Below are 17,038 nucleotides of genomic sequence, written 5' to 3' on the forward strand. Positions count from 1 at the left end.
GGCCCCTGGGAGGCCCCCGCGAAGGCCCCCGCGGGGGCCTTCGCGGGGGCCGGAGGGGGTCCGTCGGGGCCCCGCGCAACGAATCACCGGGCAGGCCCGGCAAGACGCAACGAATCGATGCGCCGAGCGCAACGGTCACGGCTTGTCGGGGCCGAACGCGCGAACGTACCGTTTTATGACCCCACCCCTCCTGCCCCAGAGGTACGCCCATGCCCCCGCTGCGCACCGCCCTCCTCCAGAGCTCCGGACGGCTCGGCGACACCGCCGAGAACCTCAAGGCGCTCGACGAGGCCGCGGCACGCGCCGCACACAGCGGGGCCGGGCTGCTCGTGACCTCGGAGATGTTCCTCACCGGCTACGCCCTGCCGGTCGAGGAGATCGCCTCGCTGGCCGAGACGGCCGACGGCGCGTCCGCCCGCGCCGTGGGCGAGATCGCCCGCCGCCACGGGGTCGCCGTCCTGTACGGCTACCCGGAGCGCGCGGGGGACGCCGTGTACAACGCGGCCCAGCTGATCGGCCCCGACGGGACGGCGCTCGCGAACTACCGCAAGACGCACCTCTTCGGCTGCTTCGAGCAGGAGGCCTTCACCCCCGGCGACACCCCCGTCGTCCAGGCGGACCTCGGCGGTCTCCGCATCGGCATCATGATCTGCTACGACGTGGAGTTCCCGGAGAACGTACGGGCCCACGCGCTCGCCGGCACCGACCTCCTGCTGGTGCCGACCGCGCAGATGCACCCGTTCCAGTTCGTCGCCGAGCAGGTCGTCCCCGTACGGGCCTTCGAGAACCAGATGTACATCGCGTACGTCAACCGCACCGGCCCGGAAGGCGAGTTCGAGTTCGTCGGACTCAGCTGCCTGGCGAGCCCCGACGGGGCCACCCGCACCCGGGCCGGGCGCGGCGAGGAGCTGGTGTTCGGCGAGGCCGACCCCGAGCTGCTGTCCGCCTCGCGCGAGAACAACCCCTACCTGCGCGACCGGCGCCCCGGGCTCTACGCCTCCCTCGCCTGACCCTCCCCTCCCCCCGCTCCTCACCAGCTCAGCCGCAAGGAGACGTACCCCCATGACGTCCACGGTGCCCACCACCGCCGTCCCGCACAGCGACGGACAGCCGCCGATCACCATGTTCGGCCCGGACTTCCCGTACGCGTACGACGACTTCCTCGCCCACCCGGCCGGCCTGGGCCAGATACCGGCCACCGAGCACGGCACCGAGGTCGCGGTCATCGGCGGCGGGCTGTCCGGCATCATCTCCGCGTACGAGCTGATGAAGATGGGCCTCAAGCCCGTCGTCTACGAGGCCGACCAGATCGGCGGCCGCCTGCGCACCGTCGGCTTCGAGGGCGCCGGCACCGAGGAGCTGACCGCGGAGATGGGCGCCATGCGCTTCCCGCCCTCCTCCACGGCCCTGCAGCACTACATCGACCTCGTCGGCCTGGTCACCGAACCCTTCCCGAACCCGCTGTCCGAGGCCACCCCCTCGACCGTCGTGGACCTCAAGGGCGAGTCGCACTACGCCGAGACCATCGCCGACCTCCCGCAGGTCTACCGCGACGTCGCCGACGCGTGGAACGCCTGCCTCGACGAGGGCGCCGACTTCTCCGACATGAACACCGCGATGCGCGAGCGGGACGTCCCGCGCATCCGCGAGATCTGGGCCAAGCTCGTCGAGAAGCTCGACGACGAGACCTTCTACGGCTTCCTCTGCAAGTCCGAGGCCTTCCAGTCCTTCCGCAAGCGGGAGATCTTCGGCCAGGTCGGCTTCGGCACGGGCGGCTGGGACACCGACTTCCCGAACTCCATCCTGGAGATCCTGCGCGTCGTCTACACCGAGGCCGACGACCACCACCGCGGCATCGTGGGAGGCTCGCAGCAGCTCCCGCTGCGCCTGTGGGAGCGCGAGCCCGGCAAGATCGTCCACTGGGCCCAGGGCACCTCGCTGTCCTCCCTCCACGACGGCACCCCGCGCCCGGCGGTCACCCGCCTCCACCGCACCGCCGGCAACCGGATCACGGTCACCGACGCGGACGGCGACATCCGCACGTACCGCGCCGCGATCTTCACGGCCCAGTCCTGGATGCTGCTCTCCAAGATCGAGTGCGACGACACGCTGTTCCCGATCGACCACTGGACGGCGATCGAGCGCACCCACTACATGGAGTCGAGCAAGCTCTTCGTGCCCGTGGACCGGCCGTTCTGGCTGGACGAGGCCGTCGACGACGCCGGGAACCCGACGGGCCGCGACGTCATGTCGATGACCCTGACCGACCGCATGACCCGCGGCACGTACCTGCTGGACAACGGCCCGGACAAGCCCGCCGTCATCTGCCTCTCGTACACGTGGTGCGACGACAGCCTGAAGTGGCTGCCGCTGTCCGCGAACGAGCGGATGGAGGTCATGCTGAAGTCCCTTGGGGAGATCTACCCGAAGGTCGACATCCGCCGCCACATCATCGGCAACCCGGTGACCGTGTCCTGGGAGAACGAGCCCTACTTCATGGGCGCGTTCAAGGCGAACCTGCCGGGTCACTACCGCTACCAGCGCCGCCTGTTCACCCACTTCATGCAGGACCGCCTCCCCGAGGACAAGCGCGGCATCTTCCTCGCGGGCGACGACATCTCCTGGACGGCCGGCTGGGCCGAGGGTGCGGTCCAGACCGCCCTCAACGCCGTCTGGGGCGTCATGCACCACCTCGGCGGCTCCACGGACGCCACCAACCCGGGCCCGGGCGACCGCTACGACGACATCGCCCCGGTGGAACTCCCGGAGGACTGAGTCCTCCCGCTGCGGAGCCGCTTCCGGTACGGAGCCGCTTCCGCTGCGGAGCCGCTTCCGGTACGGAACCGCTCCGGCCCCACGATCACGGGCCGTCCCCGCGCGAGCAGCGCGGTGACGGCCCGTTCTCATGCCGGCCTCACCACCCGTGTCCGCACGCCGGACACGAAGTCCCGTGCGAGGCCTGGACGTCAGCCCTGCCGCTCTTCCGGTGGAATGCCGAGTTCCTCTGCTTTCTCAGTCGCCGCCAGGCCGATCGCCCGACCTTCGATCTCGTCCCAATTCGACGGCACTCGGCCGGCTCCTCGGCGCTGGTGGCGTCGCCTTGGTCGGGGCCTCACCGAAGGCCTTGCTGTCGTACGGGGTGCGGTCGTCGGAGACGACGTGCGCGGGCGGCTGGGAAGGACATCTACCAGCCGTAACGGCCGTACCCGGTAGGTTCCGGGAGGAGCGGGGTCGTTTCCGCCACGTCGTCGTGGTGGAGGCGGCCCCGTTCCGCGTCCGTGCCCGTCATGAGGCCCGGTCCGCGGTGGTGAAGAGCGCCGGGCAGGGTCTCGCGGTGGGGGAAGGGGCCGGCAGCGGCGTCAGCAGGCAGCGGCCCACCAGGCCGACGCCCGCGTCGAGGGATTCGGTGAACTCCTCCGCGAGGTCGGGGGAGCGGCGCAGGGTCCACAGCAGGCGGGCCGCCGCCCACGCGCCCGAGCGGGCGCGGTCCAGGCTCCACGAACCGAGCAGGTGGGTCAGCGGATCGGCGATCTGAAGCAGGTCCGGACCCGGCATCAGGTCCTCGCGGATGCGTTCCTCCAGGGCGACCAGGGTGTCGCCGACGCGGTCGAAGTCGGCCTCCAGGGCCGCCGGCGCGCAGTCCAGGGCGCGGCAGGTGGAGACCACCGCCAGCGCCAGGTCGTGGCCGATGTGCGCGTTGATCCCGGCCAGGGCGTGCTGGAGCGGGCGGACGCCCGGATGGCGCCGGTACTGGAACAGCGGACGCCAGCACGCCGGGACCGCCCGGTGCCCGTCGGCGGCCGAGTCCACCGCCGCCAGATAGCGCTCCGCGAAGCGGACACCGAGGGTCCGCGCCGCCCTCGGCGCGGGGAAGCCCCCGCGCTCGATGCGCCGGTGCAGGGTCTGTGTCACCGTCAGGTAGACCCTGTTGAAGACGGCGACACCGTCCTGCGGCGGGAGCCGCTCGTCCAGGGCGCGCATCCGCGCCAGCACCGCATCCATGGGAGGCAGGGTCGCAGGCGCCGGCGCGGATCCGGGGAACCTGGCCGTACGCTTCGCCGGTTCGGGCGAAACCGCGTCAACGCGGCGTGTCCCCGCCGTCCGGATCGTCGTAGGCGGAGGTGCCCGAATCCAGCAGCGGCTCCTGCCCCTTCAGGTGCGCCGGGGCGAAGTAGCGCAGCGTGTGGTAGCCCGTGATCACCACGACGGTGCCCAACGCGATGCCGCCGAGCTCGAAGCTGTCGGTGATCCGCAGCGTGACCCCGCCGACGCCGATGATGATGCCCGCCGCGGCCGGCACCAGGTTCAGCGGATTGCGCAGGTCCACCCGGCCGTTGATCCAGATCTGGGCGCCGAGCAGGCCGATCATGCCGTACAGGATCACGGTGATGCCGCCGAGCACCCCGCCCGGGATCGCCGCGACGACCGCACCGAACTTGGGGCACAGGCCGAAGAGCAGCGCGAAGCCGGCCGCCGCCCAGTAGGCGGCCGTGGAGTAGACCCGGGTGGCCGCCATCACGCCGATGTTCTCGGAGTAGGTGGTGTTCGGCGGGCCGCCCACCGCCGTGGAGAGCATGGACGCGGCGCCGTCGGCGGCGATCGCCGTACCGAGCTTGTCGTCGAGCGGGTCGCCGGTCATCTCCCCGACCGCCTTGATGTGCCCCGCGTTCTCGGCGATCAGCGCGATCACCACGGGCAGGGCGATCAGGATCGCCCACCACTCGAAGGCCGGGGCGTGGAAGGTGGGCAGCCCGATCCAGTCGGCCTTGCCCACCCCGGAGAGGTCCAGCCGCCAGTGGTCGACGGCCTCGGGCCCGCCCGCGGTCGAATGGATCTTGCCGAAGAGCCGGTCGAAGACCCAGGAGATCCCGTAGCCGAAGAGCAGCCCCAGGAAGATCGCGACCCGCGACCAGAAACCGCGCAGGCACACCACCGCGAGCCCGGTGAACAGCATGACCAGCAGCGCCGTCCACTGGTCCTGCGGCCAGTACGTCGACGCCGTCACCGGCGCCAGGTTGAAGCCGATCAGCATGACGACCGCGCCGGTCACCACCGGCGGCATCGCCGCGTGGATGATCCGCGCGCCGAAGCGCTGGACCGCGAGGCCGGCCAGGAACAGCGCCGCGCCGACGACGAAGACGGCGCCCGTGACGACCGCACTGTTCCCGCCCGAGGCCCGGATGGCCGCCGCCACGCCGACGAAGGAGAGCGAGCAGCCCAGGTAGGACGGGACCCGGCCGCGCGTCGCGAGCAGGAAGATGACCGTGGCGACGCCGGACATCATGATGGCGAGGTTCGGGTCCAGGCCCATCAGGACCGGAGCGACGAAACTCGCGCCGAACATCGCCACGACGTGCTGGGCGCCGAGCCCGGCGGTCCGCGGCCACGACAGCCGCTCGTCCGGCCGCACCACCGCGCCGGGAGCGGGGGTCCGCCCGTCTCCGTGCAGGGTCCAGCGCACGCCGAGGCCCATGTTCCGCTCCGTTTCTCCGGCCGATCACACACCGAGCACACATCGCGCACGCATCGGGCCCGCAGCGCGGGGTCGCCGCTGCGGCCGGCGATATGTCACGGCCGGGTTCCGGCGGGTTCGTCCCTGTGGGGCGGACCCGCCTCCTTCGAGGTCTGCGCCCCACCCTGCCCCACGAGCGGCTTCCGCCGCAGCACCGCGGCCCCCGCGACCAGCGCGAAAGCCAGCAGTGTGACCAGCCCGAAGGACACCACCAGGGAGGTGGCGTCGGCCACCGCGCCGATCGCGGACGGCGCGATCAGGCCCGAGGTGTACGTGATCGTCGCGACCCCGGCGATGGCCTGCGCCGGAGCCGGCCCGCTGCGCGCCGCGGCCGCGAAGGCCAGCGGGACCACGACCGCGATCCCGAGCCCGATCAGCCCGAAGCCCGCCAAGGCCGCCACCGGATGCCGCACCAGGACCACGAGCAGCCCGCCGCAGGTCGCCAGCAACCCGCCCGCCCGGACCGTGCGCACCGCCCCGAACCGGTCCACCACCCGGTCCCCGACGAGCCGGGCGAGCGCCATGGTGAGCGCGAAGGCGGTGGTGGAGGCGGCCGCGAGACCGGCGTCCGTGTGCAGCACGTCGCGGAGGTAGACCGCCGACCAGTCCAGGCTGGCGCCCTCCGCGAAGACCGCGCAGAACCCGATGGCGCCGATCAGCAGAGCGGAGCGCGGAGGCAGCGCGAAGTGCGGCGGCGCCTGTTCCTCCTGACCGCTCCTCACGTCCAGCACTCCCCGTACGGCGACCAGCCCGGTGGCGGTCAGCGCGAACGCCGCGACCAGGTGGTGCACCCGCGCGTCGGCCCCCGTGTGCGCGGCGACCGTACCGGCGGCCGAGCCGAGCAGCGCGCCCACGCTCCACATGCCGTGCAGCGAGGACATGATCGAGCGGCCCAGGCGGTTCTCCGTCTCCACGCCGAGCGCGTTCATGGCCACGTCCGACATGCCGGAGGTGGCTCCGTAGACGAACAGCGCGACGCACAGGACCGGCAGGTTCGGCGCCAGGCTCGGCAGGGCGAGGGAGAGGGTCCACAGCGCCAGCAGCGCACGCAGTGCCGCGCGGGCGCCGAAGCGGTGGTTGATCCGGCCGGCCAGCGGCATCGCGAGCGCCGCCCCGAGGGCGGGGAAGGCCAGGGCCAGGCCCAGGGTGCCGGCGCTGAGCTGGGCGTGGTCCTGGATCCAGGGGATGCGGGTGGCGAACGAGCCGGTCACGGCGCCGTGGGCGCAGAACACGGCGGCGATCGCGAAGCGGGCGTGGCGCAGGCGCGCCGGGCTGAGGTCGGTTTCCCCGGTCATGACCATTAAACTATCAGGGACCCTGCCTGATAGTTAAGGTCCCGATCTCCCTAGGATGGGCGCCGTGACTCCTGCCAAGGCCCTCCCCACCCCGGCCCCGCCGCCCCCGTCCCCCGCCTCGCCGAGCACGGCCCGCGCCATCAACGACCGCCTCGCCCTGCGACTCCTGCAGGAGGCGGGGCCGCTGACGGCCACCCAGCTCAAGACCAGGACCGGTCTCTCCCGGCCCTCGGTGGCCGACCTCGTCGAGCGGCTCACCGAGGCCGGACTGGTCGAGGTGGTCGGGGAGTCCGGCGCGCAGCGGCGCGGACCCAACGCCAAGCTCTACGGGATCGTCGCCCACCGCGCCCACCTGGCCGCCCTGGACGTACGGACGGACAGCGTCACCGCGGTGGTCACCGACCTGCTCGGCCGGCCCCTGGCCGAAGCGGCGCTGCCCGTCGGCGCCCCCGACGACGCGGTGGCGGCCCTGCTGCGCACCGCCCGCGAGGCGGGGGCCGACGCCCTGCACACCGTCGTCGTGGGTGCCCCCGGGCTGGTCGACCCGGCCACCGGCGAACTCCGCGACAGCACCGGGCTGCCGACCTGGCACCGGGACCTGGTCACGGCCCTCCAGCGGAGCCTGCCGGCCGTGGTGGTCGTCGAGAACGAGACCAACCTGGCCGCCCTCGCCGAACAGCGCCTGGGCGCCGCCCGAGACCTGGACTCCTTCGTCCTGCTGTGGCTCGGTGCCGGGGTGGGCGCCGCCGTGGTCCTGGACGGCCGCCTGCGCCGGGGCGCCTCCGGCGGGGCGGGCGAGATCGGTTTCCTGCCGGTACCGGGGACCGGCGGCCTGCCCTCGGCCACCGACTGCGCGGGCGGCTTCCACGCCCTGGCGGGCCGCGACGCCGTGACGGCCCTGGCCGCCGAACACGGCTTCCGCGGCCCGGCCGAGGAGGCCGTCGCCGGGGCCGCGGGGGAGCCGTTCCTCGATGTCCTGGCCGAGCGGCTGGCCCTGGGCGCGGCGGCGGTCGCGGCCGTCCTGGACCCCGGGTGCGTGGTCCTCGCCGGCGAACTCGGCCGCGCCGGCGGCCCCGCCCTGGCCGATCGGGTCGCGGCCCGGCTGTCGACCCTCACCCCGGTCCCCACCCAGGTCCGCGCCACGGCCCTGGGCGGCCCCGCCGTCCTGGCGGGAGCCCGCCTGGCGGCCCGCGAGGCGGCCCAGGACACCCTCTTCGGCGGCTAGCGCCTGTTCGAGCCCGAGGCCCGCCGGGCAACCCCGGCCTCGCCGACGAGTGAGGCGCGGCCGCCGGGGCGGGGCCCCGGGAGGCCGGCCCGCTGGGCGCGCGGACGGGGCGCGGGGTGGGGCGGAGTCCGGGGACACCGCCCCGCGGGGTCGCGCGGACCGGGGCGCAGGGGTGCGGGCCGTGCGGACCGAGCGCGCACGGGGCGGCGCCGTCCCGGCGCGTCAGGCGCGGCCGCCCCGCCCGCCCGCGGCGGCGCCGGCGGACCGGGCCGCCAGGAACCGCGCGAACGTCTCCCGCCCCACCGCCCGCGACGGCGCGAGATGGCCGCCCCGCCGGAAGCCCGCGTACGCCTTCCCCGCCAGCGGCACGGGCACGATCCGCCGGCGCCGCCCCGAGGCCTCCAGGCAGGCGCGGCCCAGCTCCGCCAAGCCGTGGATCTCCGGGCCGCCCATGTCCGGGACCCGGCCTGCCGGCTCCGGCACGGCCAGCTCCGCCAGCCGCTCCGCCACCTCGCCGGCGGCGATCGGCTGGACCCGCACCCCCTTCGGCAGCACCACCACGGGCAGCTTCGCGGCCGAGTCCACCATCCGCGCCACCAAGTCGTGGAACTGCGTCGTGCGCAGGATGGTCACACCCAGCCCGGACGCCTCCAGCATCCCTTCGACCTCCAGCTTCGTCCGGTAGTACCCGAGCGGCACCACGTCCACCCCGACGATCGAGATGTAGACGACGTTGGTGACCGTCCCCGCCCGCCGGGCCGCCCGGATCAGGTGCCCGGCGGCCACCTCGTCGCCGCCCCGCGGGGCGCTCGCGCAGTGCACGACCACCTCCGCGCCCGCCATCGCCGCGTCCAGCCCCCTGCCGTCGCGCAGATCGACCGGATGGTCGGGTGCGTGCCGGCTCAGGACCCGGCCCTCGTGGCCGGCCTCCCGCAGCCGGGCGACGAGCGGAGTGCCGAGGGTCCCGGTGCCTCCGGTGACGAGGACGGTGCTCATGGTGTCGGTCCTTCCCTGGATTCCCGAGGAACTGGAGCTGCGTACACCAGCATGGACCGGACAGCGGTCAGGAACGGTGATGGCGAACATCCGGGGCCGGTGTTCCTCGAAGTCCGCTGCGGACGCGGGGACGTGGGAGCTCCCGCGGGATCCTACGAGGCGCACGCGCGAGGACCCGGTGGCCGCCGGGCCACCGGGTCCTCGCGATCCTTCACCTACGGACGGTCAGCAGGCGCCCTGGTCCTTCCAGACGCCCCACTCACCGGTGGTGCCGGGCTCTTCGTTCTGCGTCCACCACTGGGCCCGCCAGTTGCGGCCCTTGTGGGAGACGACGTTGCCGCTGTTGTAGACCTGACCCGCCACGTACGCCGGGTTGGTGCAGGCGCCGCCCGTCGGAGGGGTGGTGGTCGGCGGCGTGGTGGTCGGCGGGGTCGTCGTGGGCGGGGTGGTCGTCGGAGGCGTCGTGCCGCCGCCCGGCTGGACCACCGTGACGCCGCGGGCCAGGTCCCCGGCGAGCGCGTAGGTCGTGCCGGAGATGTTCACCGTCCAGTTGGAGGGCGTGGACACCGGGAGGTAGTAGTTGAACGCCAGGTCGACCGTCGCGCCCGGGGCCAGCGACTGCCAGGCCGGCAGCTTGAGGGAGACGCGGTGGAAGTCGCCCTTCAGACCGCCCACGTTGCTGCCGGTGTGGTCGCTCTTGATCACCTTCGTGCCGAAGCCCGACTGGTCGGAGGCGTTGGCCGGAGCCGCGGTCGCGTAGTCGAACTGGAACTCGGTGCCACCCGGCAGCGCCACCTGGGTGTTGTTGGTGATCTTGATCTTCGGGGTGATCGGGTAGTTGGAGTCGCCCAGCTTGAACTCGGTGAACTCCGCCTTCACGTCTACGGCCCGGGTCGGCAGCGCGGTGTTGGACTTCGTGGAGCCGTACGGGGTGGCCGCCTTGAACTTGTCGTACATCAGCGAGGTGAGCGTGTCACCCATCTCGTACTGGTTCTTGGCGGCGTTCCAGGAGTAGTCGCCGGCCATCTCCCAGACCATGGTGCCGCCGATGCCGCGGTTGACCACGTAGTCCGCCTTGGCGGCCACCGACTGCTCGTCCTCGGTGGACAGGAAGACCTTCTTCTGCGCGTTCCACAGCCACGGCGCGACCAGGGTCGAGTCGTACTTGCGGGCGTAGGTGCCGGTCAGCGTGGTGTTCGCGGGGAAGCCGTACTTGGTGACGTAGTCGCCGACGATCCCCTTCTCCAGGTTCTTGGCGTGCCACATCGGGTTGGAACCGGCAGGCGACTCGGCGCCGTTGGTGTCCTTGTCGTGCCACAGGTTGTCGATGCCGACGGCGCCGTCACCGCACTTGGTCAGACCGGCGCCGGCCGGGCAGGTGGTCGCGGCCGCCTTGCCCCACAGGCCGTCGGTGCCGCCCTGCACGTTCTTGTGGCCGCGGGTGTAGTACGGCAGGCCGATGTTGATGCGGCCCGCCGGCATCGAGCCGCGGAAGTAGTGGTAGGCCCAGTCGGTGTTCAGGTAGCCGATGCCGCCGTACTGGGAGCTGCCGTAGACGTTCGCGGCCGCCAGCTCGGCGTCCTTGCCGTCGTCGAAGAGCGAGGCGTTCGGACCGACGTACTCGTTCCAGGCACCGTGCAGGTCGTAGGACATGATGTTGACGTAGTCCAGGTACTTCTGCATCTGGAACGTCTCCATGCCCCGCAGCAGGTAGCCGGAGGAGGGGGCGGCGACGGTGAGCAGGTAGTGCTTGCCGTCGGCGGCGCCGGCCCGGTCGAGCTTCTCGCGCAGGCTCTTCATGAGGGCGTCGTAGCCCTGCACGAGACCGGCGCGGCGGGCGTTGGCCAGCTGCCAGTCCAGCGGGTTGCCCGCGTCCTTCATGGTGGTCGGGTACTCGTAGTCGATGTCGACGCCGTTGAACCCGTACTTGCGGATGAAGGCGACCGAGGAGTCCGCGAAGGTGTTGATGCCGGCGTGGTTGACCGAGCCGTCGGCGTTGGTGGCCATCGAGTAGAAGCCGCCGGAGTTGACGCGGCCGCCGTCGTCTCCGAAGTAGCCGCCGGTCTCGGCCCAGCCGCCCACCGAGATGAGCGTCTTGACGTCCGGGTACTGCTTCTTGAACTTCGTCAGCTGGTTGAAGTGGCCCTTGTAGGGGAGCGCCGGGTCCATCTCGGCACCCGCGACGCCGAGCCAGGTCATGCCGGTGGCGGCGTTGTTCACGTTGTCCGCGCCGACCGAGATCTTGTTGTCGGAGCCGACGTGTGCGAAGGCGTAGTTGATGTGGGTGATCTTCGACCACGGGATGTTGTTGGCCAGGTACGCCGGCTCGCCGTTCTTGCCGGTGCGCCAGCCGGTGAAATAGCCGATGACGCGGCGCTGGTGGTCGGCGCCCATCTTCTCGCGGCCCTCGGTGTCGTAGACCGAGCAGTACGGCACGTCGACGCCGGTGGTCTTGTACAGCCCGTCGGGGCGACAGCTCTCGTGGTCGGCGGCGTGCGAGACGCCTGTCGAGAGCCCGCCCACGAGCAGTCCGGCGATCGCGGCGCCGGATGCCAGGAGCATGGCTCTGGTGCGTGTGGGGGACAGCATGGGGCCTCCTGGGGAGGGGAGGGGCGGCAGGACGCAAGGGACACAACATGCCTACGGGTGGTGCTCGTTGACCCGTGACGTGCGCACATCTGACGGGCTGTTCCCTGGCAGGATGAGGGGAACGTTAAGAGGACTAGACCAACTCGTCAATAGGTCTGGACCAACCGCCGGTCCCTGCGGCGCGATCCGTCGGGGCCGCCTCCGCGCGGCCCCGAAGGACTCCGCGAGATCGTCCGCCGCCCCCGGACCCCCCGCGGAGATCGCCCCCGGACCCCCCCGCGGGCGCCTCGCCCGGAGCTTCCGCGGACACCCCCTCCGGAGCTCCCGCCGACGCCTCCCCGACGCCTCCGTCGAAGCCCCCGATCCCCTCGCTTGTGAGCCAGGCCACACATCCTCACCCGCATGGCCGCCGATCACCCGTGGCAGACTGGCTCCAGTACCAGTAGCAGCGCACTCCGGGGTCGGTGCAATTCCGAACCGGCGGTTATAGTCCGCGACCCGTCCGCAGCCAGCGGCCGGTTGACCAGGTGAGATTCCTGGACCGACGGTTAAAGTCCGGATGGGAGGCAGTGCGCGGCGGGCCAGTCACCGGTACGCCGCCGTCGGCGGTTCGTCGGCACATCCCCGTGATGTGCCCCGCGAACCGTTTTCCGGCCTCGGCGTCCCCACGTGCGCTGTACCGCTTCATCTGTCGTATCCCGACAGGCCCCGGAGTCCGTGCCCGATGAGGCAGGAGGACCCGGTGGCGACACACGCCGCGCAGACAGCACCCGACGCGGACACCCGTGCCATGCGCCGAGCCGTCGAGCTCGCCGCCCGCGGACTCGGCTCCACCAGCCCCAACCCCGTCGTCGGCTGCGTGATCACCGACGCCTCGGGCGCCGTCGTCGGCGAAGGCTGGCACGTGCGGGCCGGCGGCCCGCACGCCGAGGTCCACGCGCTGCGCGCCGCGGGCGACGCCGCCCGCGGCGGCACCGCCTACGTCACCCTCGAACCCTGCAACCACACCGGCCGTACGGGCCCCTGCGCCCGCGCCCTCCTCGACGCCGGCATCACCCGCGTGGTCTACGCGGTGCCCGACCCGAACCCGCCGGCCGGCGGAGGCGCCGCCACCCTGCGCGCCGCCGGGGTGGACATCCGCGCCGGCCTCCTCCGGGAGGAGGCGGAAGAAGGCAACGCCGCCTGGCTGACCTCCGTACGTCTGGGCCGCCCCCACGTCCTGTGGAAGTACGCCGCCACCCTGGACGGCAGGATCGCCGCCGCCGACGGCACCAGCCGCTGGATCAGCTCCGCCGAGTCCCGCGCCGACGTCCACCGGCTGCGCGCCGGGGCCGACGCCGTCGTCGTCGGCTCCGGCACCCTGCGCGCCGACGACCCGCACCTCGCCGTCCGCGGCGTCGAGGACGCCGTGCAGCCGTTGCGCGTCGTCCTCGACACCCGCGCCACCGTCCGGCCCGGCGCCCGCGTCCTGGACGCGGCCGCCCCCACCCTGGTCGTCGTGGGCGAGGACCTCGGGGAAGAGGCCACCCGCCACCTGGCCGGCGTGGACGTGGCCCGGCTCCCGTACGACAAGAACGGGATCGCGATCCCCGCCCTGCTCGCCGAGCTGTACGGGCGCGGCATCCGCTCCGTCCTGCTCGAAGGCGGCCCCACCCTGGCCGGCGCCTTCGTCGCCGCCGGCGCCGTCGACCGGGTCGTCGGCTACCTCGCCCCCGTCCTGCTCGGCGCCGGCCCCGCCGCCCTCGCCGACGCGGGCATCGGCACCCTCACCGAAGCGCTGCGCCTCCGGATCACCGAGAGCGTCCGCATCGGCACGGACATCCGCATCACCGCCGTACCCGCCGACACCGCCGTACCCACCGCCGCCGCCGTACCCACCGCCCCCAAGGAGCACTGAGTGTTCACCGGAATCGTCGAAGAACTGGGCGAGGTCGCCGCAGTCGAGCAGCTCGCGGAAGCCTCCCGCTTCCGGCTGCGCGGCCCCGTCGTCACCGCGGACGCCAAGCACGGCGACTCCATCGCCGTCAACGGCGTCTGCCTGACCGTCGTGGAGACCGCCGACGGCGAGTTCACCGCCGACGTCATGCAGGAGACCCTCGACCGCTCCGGCCTCGGCGCCCTGACCGAGGGCTCCCGGGTCAACCTGGAGCGCCCGATGGCCCTCGGCGGACGGCTCGGCGGACACCTGGTCCAGGGACACGTGGACGGCACCGGCGAGATCCTCTCCCGGACCCCCTCGGAGCACTGGGAGCTCGTCAAGGTCGCGCTCCCCGAGAACCTCTCGCGCTACGTCGTCGAGAAGGGCTCCATCACGGTCGACGGCGTCAGCCTCACCGTGGTCGAGGCCGCCGCCGACTGGTTCACCATCAGCCTCATCCCCACCACCCTCGCGCTGACCACGCTCGGCATCAAGCAGCCGGGCGACCCGGTCAACCTGGAGGTCGACGTCCTCGCCAAGTACGTCGAGCGCCTGCTCGCCGCCGGCGTGAACCCGCCGCACACCGGGGAGGCCGGCCGGTGAACGCCCTGACCTGGCTCAACACCGAGGCCTTCACGGTCTTCGGCCAGAAGGTCATCTGGTCCGACATGATCGGCAACCTGATGGGCCTGGCCGCCCTCGCCCTCGGCTGGCGCCGCTCCCTGTGGACCTGGCCCGCCCAGCTCCTCTCCGGCCTGATCCTCATCGCCGCCTACGCCTCCGCCCACCTCACCGGCGGCGTCGGCAAGCAGCTCCTCGTCATCGGCGTCGCGATCTGGGGCTGGCGCGCCTGGCAGCTCGGCAAGCGCCGGGCCCAGGACGGCTCCCTCGCCGTACGCACCGCCACCTGGAAGGAGCGGGCGCTGCTCCTCGCCGGAGCCGTGCTCGGCACCCTCGCCGTCGGCGGCCTGTTCACGCTCTTCCCGCACCTGTCGTGGAGCCCGTGGGCCGACGCCTACATCTTCGTCGGCACGATCGTCGCGATGGTCGCCCAGGCCCGCGGCCTCGTCGAGTTCTGGTTCGCCTGGCTCCTCGTCGACCTGGTCGGCGTCCCCCTCGCCTTCAGCGGCGGACTGGCCTTCTCCGGCCTCGTCTACGTCGTGTACTTCGCGCTCGTCCTCTGGGGCGCCTACGACTGGTACCAGCGTTCGCGCACCACCGCCCCGGCCCTGGAAGGAGCAACGGCATGACCACCCTCAAGCCCGTGCCCGACGCCGACCTCGAAGAGAACTTCCTGCTCGACCCCGTCGAGCAGGCCATCCGCGACATCGCGGCCGGCCGGCCGGTGGTCGTCGTGGACGACGAGGACCGCGAGAACGAGGGCGACCTCGTCATCGCCGCCGAGAAGGCCACCCCCGAGATCATCGCGTTCATGATGAGCGAGTGCCGCGGCCTGATCTGCGCGCCGCTGGAGGGCCCCGAGCTGGAACGGCTCGAACTTCCCCAGATGGTCCAGCACAACACCGAGTCGATGCAGACCGCCTTCACCGTCTCCGTCGACGCGAGCGCCGCCCACGGCGTCACCACCGGCATCTCGGCCGCCGACCGCGCCACCACCCTGCGGATGCTCGCGGACGGCGTGTCCGGCCCCGAGGACTTCGTCCGCCCGGGCCACGTCTTCCCGCTGCGCGCCAAGCCCGGCGGCGTCCTGGTCCGCAACGGCCACACCGAGGCCGCCGTCGACCTCGCCCGCCTGGCCGGCCTGCGCCCGGCCGGCGCCATCGTGGAGATCGCGGGGGAGGACGGCGTCATGCTGCGCCTGCCCGAGCTGATCCCCTTCGCCCGCAAACACGGCCTGACGATCATCTCCATCGAGGACCTGATCGCCTACCGCCGCTCCAGCGAGCCGACCGTGCGCCGCGAGGCCGAGGTCAGCCTGCCGACCGCCTTCGGCGAGTTCACCGCGTACGGATACCGCTCCACCGTCGACGGCGTCGAGCACATCGCCCTCGTCCACGGCGACATCACCGACGGCGGAGACGGCGGACACCCGGACGCGTCCACCGACGGCGGCATCCTGGTCCGGATGCACTCCGAGTGCCTCACCGGCGACATCTTCCACTCGCTGCGCTGCGACTGCGGCCCCCAGCTGCACGCCTCCATGGAGCGCATCAGGGCCGAGGGCGCCGGCGTCGTCGTCTACCTGCGCGGGCACGAGGGCCGGGGCATCGGACTCCTGTCCAAGATGCGCGCCTACGAACTCCAGGAGCGCGGCCGCGACACCCTCGACGCCAACCTGGAGCTGGGCCTGCCCGCCGACGCCCGCGACTACGGGGCCGGCGCGCAGATCCTCGCCGACCTCGGCGTCCGCCGGGTCCGGCTGCTGACCAACAACCCCGACAAGTCCGCCGCCCTCGTCCGGCACGGCATCGCGGTCTCCGGCCGGGAGCCCATGCCGGTGGAGGCGGGGGAGCACAACCTGCGCTACCTGCGCACCAAGCGCGACCGGATGGGTCACGACCTGCCCTGGCTGGACGGGCCCGTGACCACGTCCGCCTGCGGCAACCAGTAACCCCCGTCCCCCCCGGCACCCTGTACACCACGTCACCCACCACACCACCACGAACCACCGAGGAGCAGAGCTGTGAGCGGCAAGGGCGCACCCGAACTGAGCGTGAAGAACTGCGGAGACCTCCGAGTCGCCGTCGTCGCGGCCCAGTGGCACGAGAAGGTCATGGACGGACTGGTCGACGGCGCCCTGCGGGCCCTGCACGAGTTGGGCATCGACGAGCCCACCCTGCTCCGCGTCCCGGGCAGCTTCGAGCTCCCCGTCGTGGCGAAGGTACTGGCCGGCCGCGGCTACGATGCCGTCGTCGCCCTCGGCGTGGTCATCCGCGGCGGCACCCCGCACTTCGACTACGTCTGCCAGGGCGTCACCCAAGGCCTGGTCCAGGTGTCGATCGACACCGGAGTCCCCGTCGGCTTCGGCGTACTGACCTGCGACAACGACGAGCAGGCGCTGGACCGCGCCGGACTCGAAGGGTCGAACGAGGACAAGGGGCACGAAGCGGTCACCGCCGCCGTCTCCACGGCCATGACCCTGCGGACGGTCAGCGAACCCTGGCGCTGAGTGGCAGCGCCAGACCCCGTATTCTGAGGACCATCATGGCGAACAAACCCCCCAAGAGCTTTGAAGAGCTCTTCACGGAGCTCCAGGCCAAGGCCGCCAACGGCGACCCCAGCACCTCCCGCACCGCCGAGCTCGTGGGCAAGGGCGTCCATGCCATCGGCAAGAAGGTCGTCGAGGAGGCCGCCGAGGTCTGGATGGCCGCCGAGTACGAGGGCAAGGAAGCCGCCGCCGAGGAGATCTCCCAGCTCCTCTACCACGTCCAGGTGATGATGGTCGCGCGCGGGATCACCCTCGAAGACGTCTACGCGCACCTCTAGGCCGCGGGCCTCGCCCCGCGGGCCCGGTCGGACCTCCGGCCGCCCGTCCGCACCCC

At 72.5% G+C, this 17,038-nt stretch carries 14 protein-coding genes and 1 riboswitch; of the genes, 9 read left to right on the top strand and 5 right to left on the bottom strand.

Translation table 11 applies throughout. From position 1 onward, the window contains the following. The first annotated feature begins 209 nt into the window (after positions 1 to 209). Positions 210 to 1,010, top strand: coding sequence for a carbon-nitrogen hydrolase family protein (locus tag ACWFQ8_RS24890; protein ID WP_453788485.1), 801 nt, complete (start codon positions 210 to 212; stop codon positions 1,008 to 1,010). 52 nt (positions 1,011 to 1,062) lie between these two features. Continuing rightward, entirely contained in the window at positions 1,063 to 2,775 is a 1,713-nt protein-coding gene (locus ACWFQ8_RS24895; RefSeq protein WP_453788486.1) for a flavin monoamine oxidase family protein, read from the top strand. 510 nt (positions 2,776 to 3,285) lie between these two features. Here ACWFQ8_RS24895 and ACWFQ8_RS24900 read toward each other — a convergent pair. From ACWFQ8_RS24900 to ACWFQ8_RS24910, 3 genes are all read right to left on the bottom strand, one after another. After that, positions 3,286 to 4,002 carry a DUF5995 family protein gene (locus ACWFQ8_RS24900; RefSeq protein ID WP_453788487.1) on the bottom strand — a complete coding sequence of 239 codons (717 nt, stop codon included), beginning with the start codon at positions 4,000 to 4,002 and terminating at the stop codon, positions 3,286 to 3,288. A gap of 76 nt (positions 4,003 to 4,078) precedes the next feature. Further along, positions 4,079 to 5,473, bottom strand: coding sequence for a uracil-xanthine permease family protein (locus tag ACWFQ8_RS24905; protein WP_453788488.1), 1,395 nt, complete (start codon positions 5,471 to 5,473; stop codon positions 4,079 to 4,081). Between the two features lie 95 nt (positions 5,474 to 5,568). Next, a complete protein-coding gene (locus tag ACWFQ8_RS24910) occupies positions 5,569 to 6,807 on the bottom strand; it encodes an MFS transporter (protein WP_453788489.1) in 1,239 nt (412 codons plus the stop codon). 55 nt (positions 6,808 to 6,862) lie between these two features. Here ACWFQ8_RS24910 and ACWFQ8_RS24915 point away from each other — a divergent pair, with 55 nt between their 5' ends. Next, positions 6,863 to 8,032: an ROK family transcriptional regulator gene (locus ACWFQ8_RS24915; RefSeq protein WP_453788490.1), complete on the top strand. Its 1,170-nt coding sequence runs from the start codon at positions 6,863 to 6,865 to the stop codon at positions 8,030 to 8,032. A 222-nt stretch (positions 8,033 to 8,254) separates the two neighbouring features. Here ACWFQ8_RS24915 and ACWFQ8_RS24920 read toward each other — a convergent pair whose 3' ends face one another. After that, positions 8,255 to 9,028, bottom strand: coding sequence for an SDR family oxidoreductase (locus tag ACWFQ8_RS24920; protein ID WP_453788491.1), 774 nt, complete (start codon positions 9,026 to 9,028; stop codon positions 8,255 to 8,257). Between the two features lie 225 nt (positions 9,029 to 9,253). Beyond that, positions 9,254 to 11,617, bottom strand: coding sequence for a chitinase C-terminal domain-containing protein (locus ACWFQ8_RS24925; protein ID WP_453788492.1), 2,364 nt, complete (start codon positions 11,615 to 11,617; stop codon positions 9,254 to 9,256). Positions 11,618 to 12,063: 446 nt separating this feature from the next. Further along, positions 12,064 to 12,194, top strand: a riboswitch (FMN riboswitch). Positions 12,195 to 12,341: 147 nt separating this feature from the next. Between ACWFQ8_RS24925 and ribD the strand changes: the two genes are divergently transcribed. From ribD to ACWFQ8_RS24955, 6 genes are all read left to right on the top strand, one after another. Next, on the top strand, positions 12,342 to 13,514 hold the full coding sequence (gene ribD, locus ACWFQ8_RS24930) for a bifunctional diaminohydroxyphosphoribosylaminopyrimidine deaminase/5-amino-6-(5-phosphoribosylamino)uracil reductase RibD (protein WP_453788493.1): 1,173 nt from the start codon (positions 12,342 to 12,344) through the stop codon (positions 13,512 to 13,514). Continuing rightward, entirely contained in the window at positions 13,515 to 14,138 is a 624-nt protein-coding gene (locus ACWFQ8_RS24935) for a riboflavin synthase (RefSeq protein ID WP_453788494.1), read from the top strand. It begins immediately after the preceding gene. Continuing rightward, positions 14,135 to 14,785, top strand: coding sequence for a nicotinamide mononucleotide transporter family protein (locus ACWFQ8_RS24940; protein ID WP_453788495.1), 651 nt, complete (start codon positions 14,135 to 14,137; stop codon positions 14,783 to 14,785). The genes ACWFQ8_RS24935 and ACWFQ8_RS24940 overlap by 4 nt, the downstream gene beginning before the upstream one ends. Next, positions 14,782 to 16,107, top strand: coding sequence for a bifunctional 3,4-dihydroxy-2-butanone-4-phosphate synthase/GTP cyclohydrolase II (locus ACWFQ8_RS24945; RefSeq protein ID WP_453788496.1), 1,326 nt, complete (start codon positions 14,782 to 14,784; stop codon positions 16,105 to 16,107). The genes ACWFQ8_RS24940 and ACWFQ8_RS24945 overlap by 4 nt, the downstream gene beginning before the upstream one ends. A gap of 72 nt (positions 16,108 to 16,179) precedes the next feature. Further along, positions 16,180 to 16,665, top strand: coding sequence for a 6,7-dimethyl-8-ribityllumazine synthase (ribH, locus tag ACWFQ8_RS24950; RefSeq protein ID WP_384374874.1), 486 nt, complete (start codon positions 16,180 to 16,182; stop codon positions 16,663 to 16,665). 35 nt (positions 16,666 to 16,700) lie between these two features. After that, a complete protein-coding gene (locus tag ACWFQ8_RS24955; RefSeq protein WP_453788497.1) occupies positions 16,701 to 16,982 on the top strand; it encodes a phosphoribosyl-ATP diphosphatase in 282 nt (93 codons plus the stop codon). The last annotated feature ends 56 nt before the right edge of the window (positions 16,983 to 17,038 follow it).

The sequence above is a fragment of the Streptomyces sp. NPDC055254 genome, from assembly GCF_053606025.1.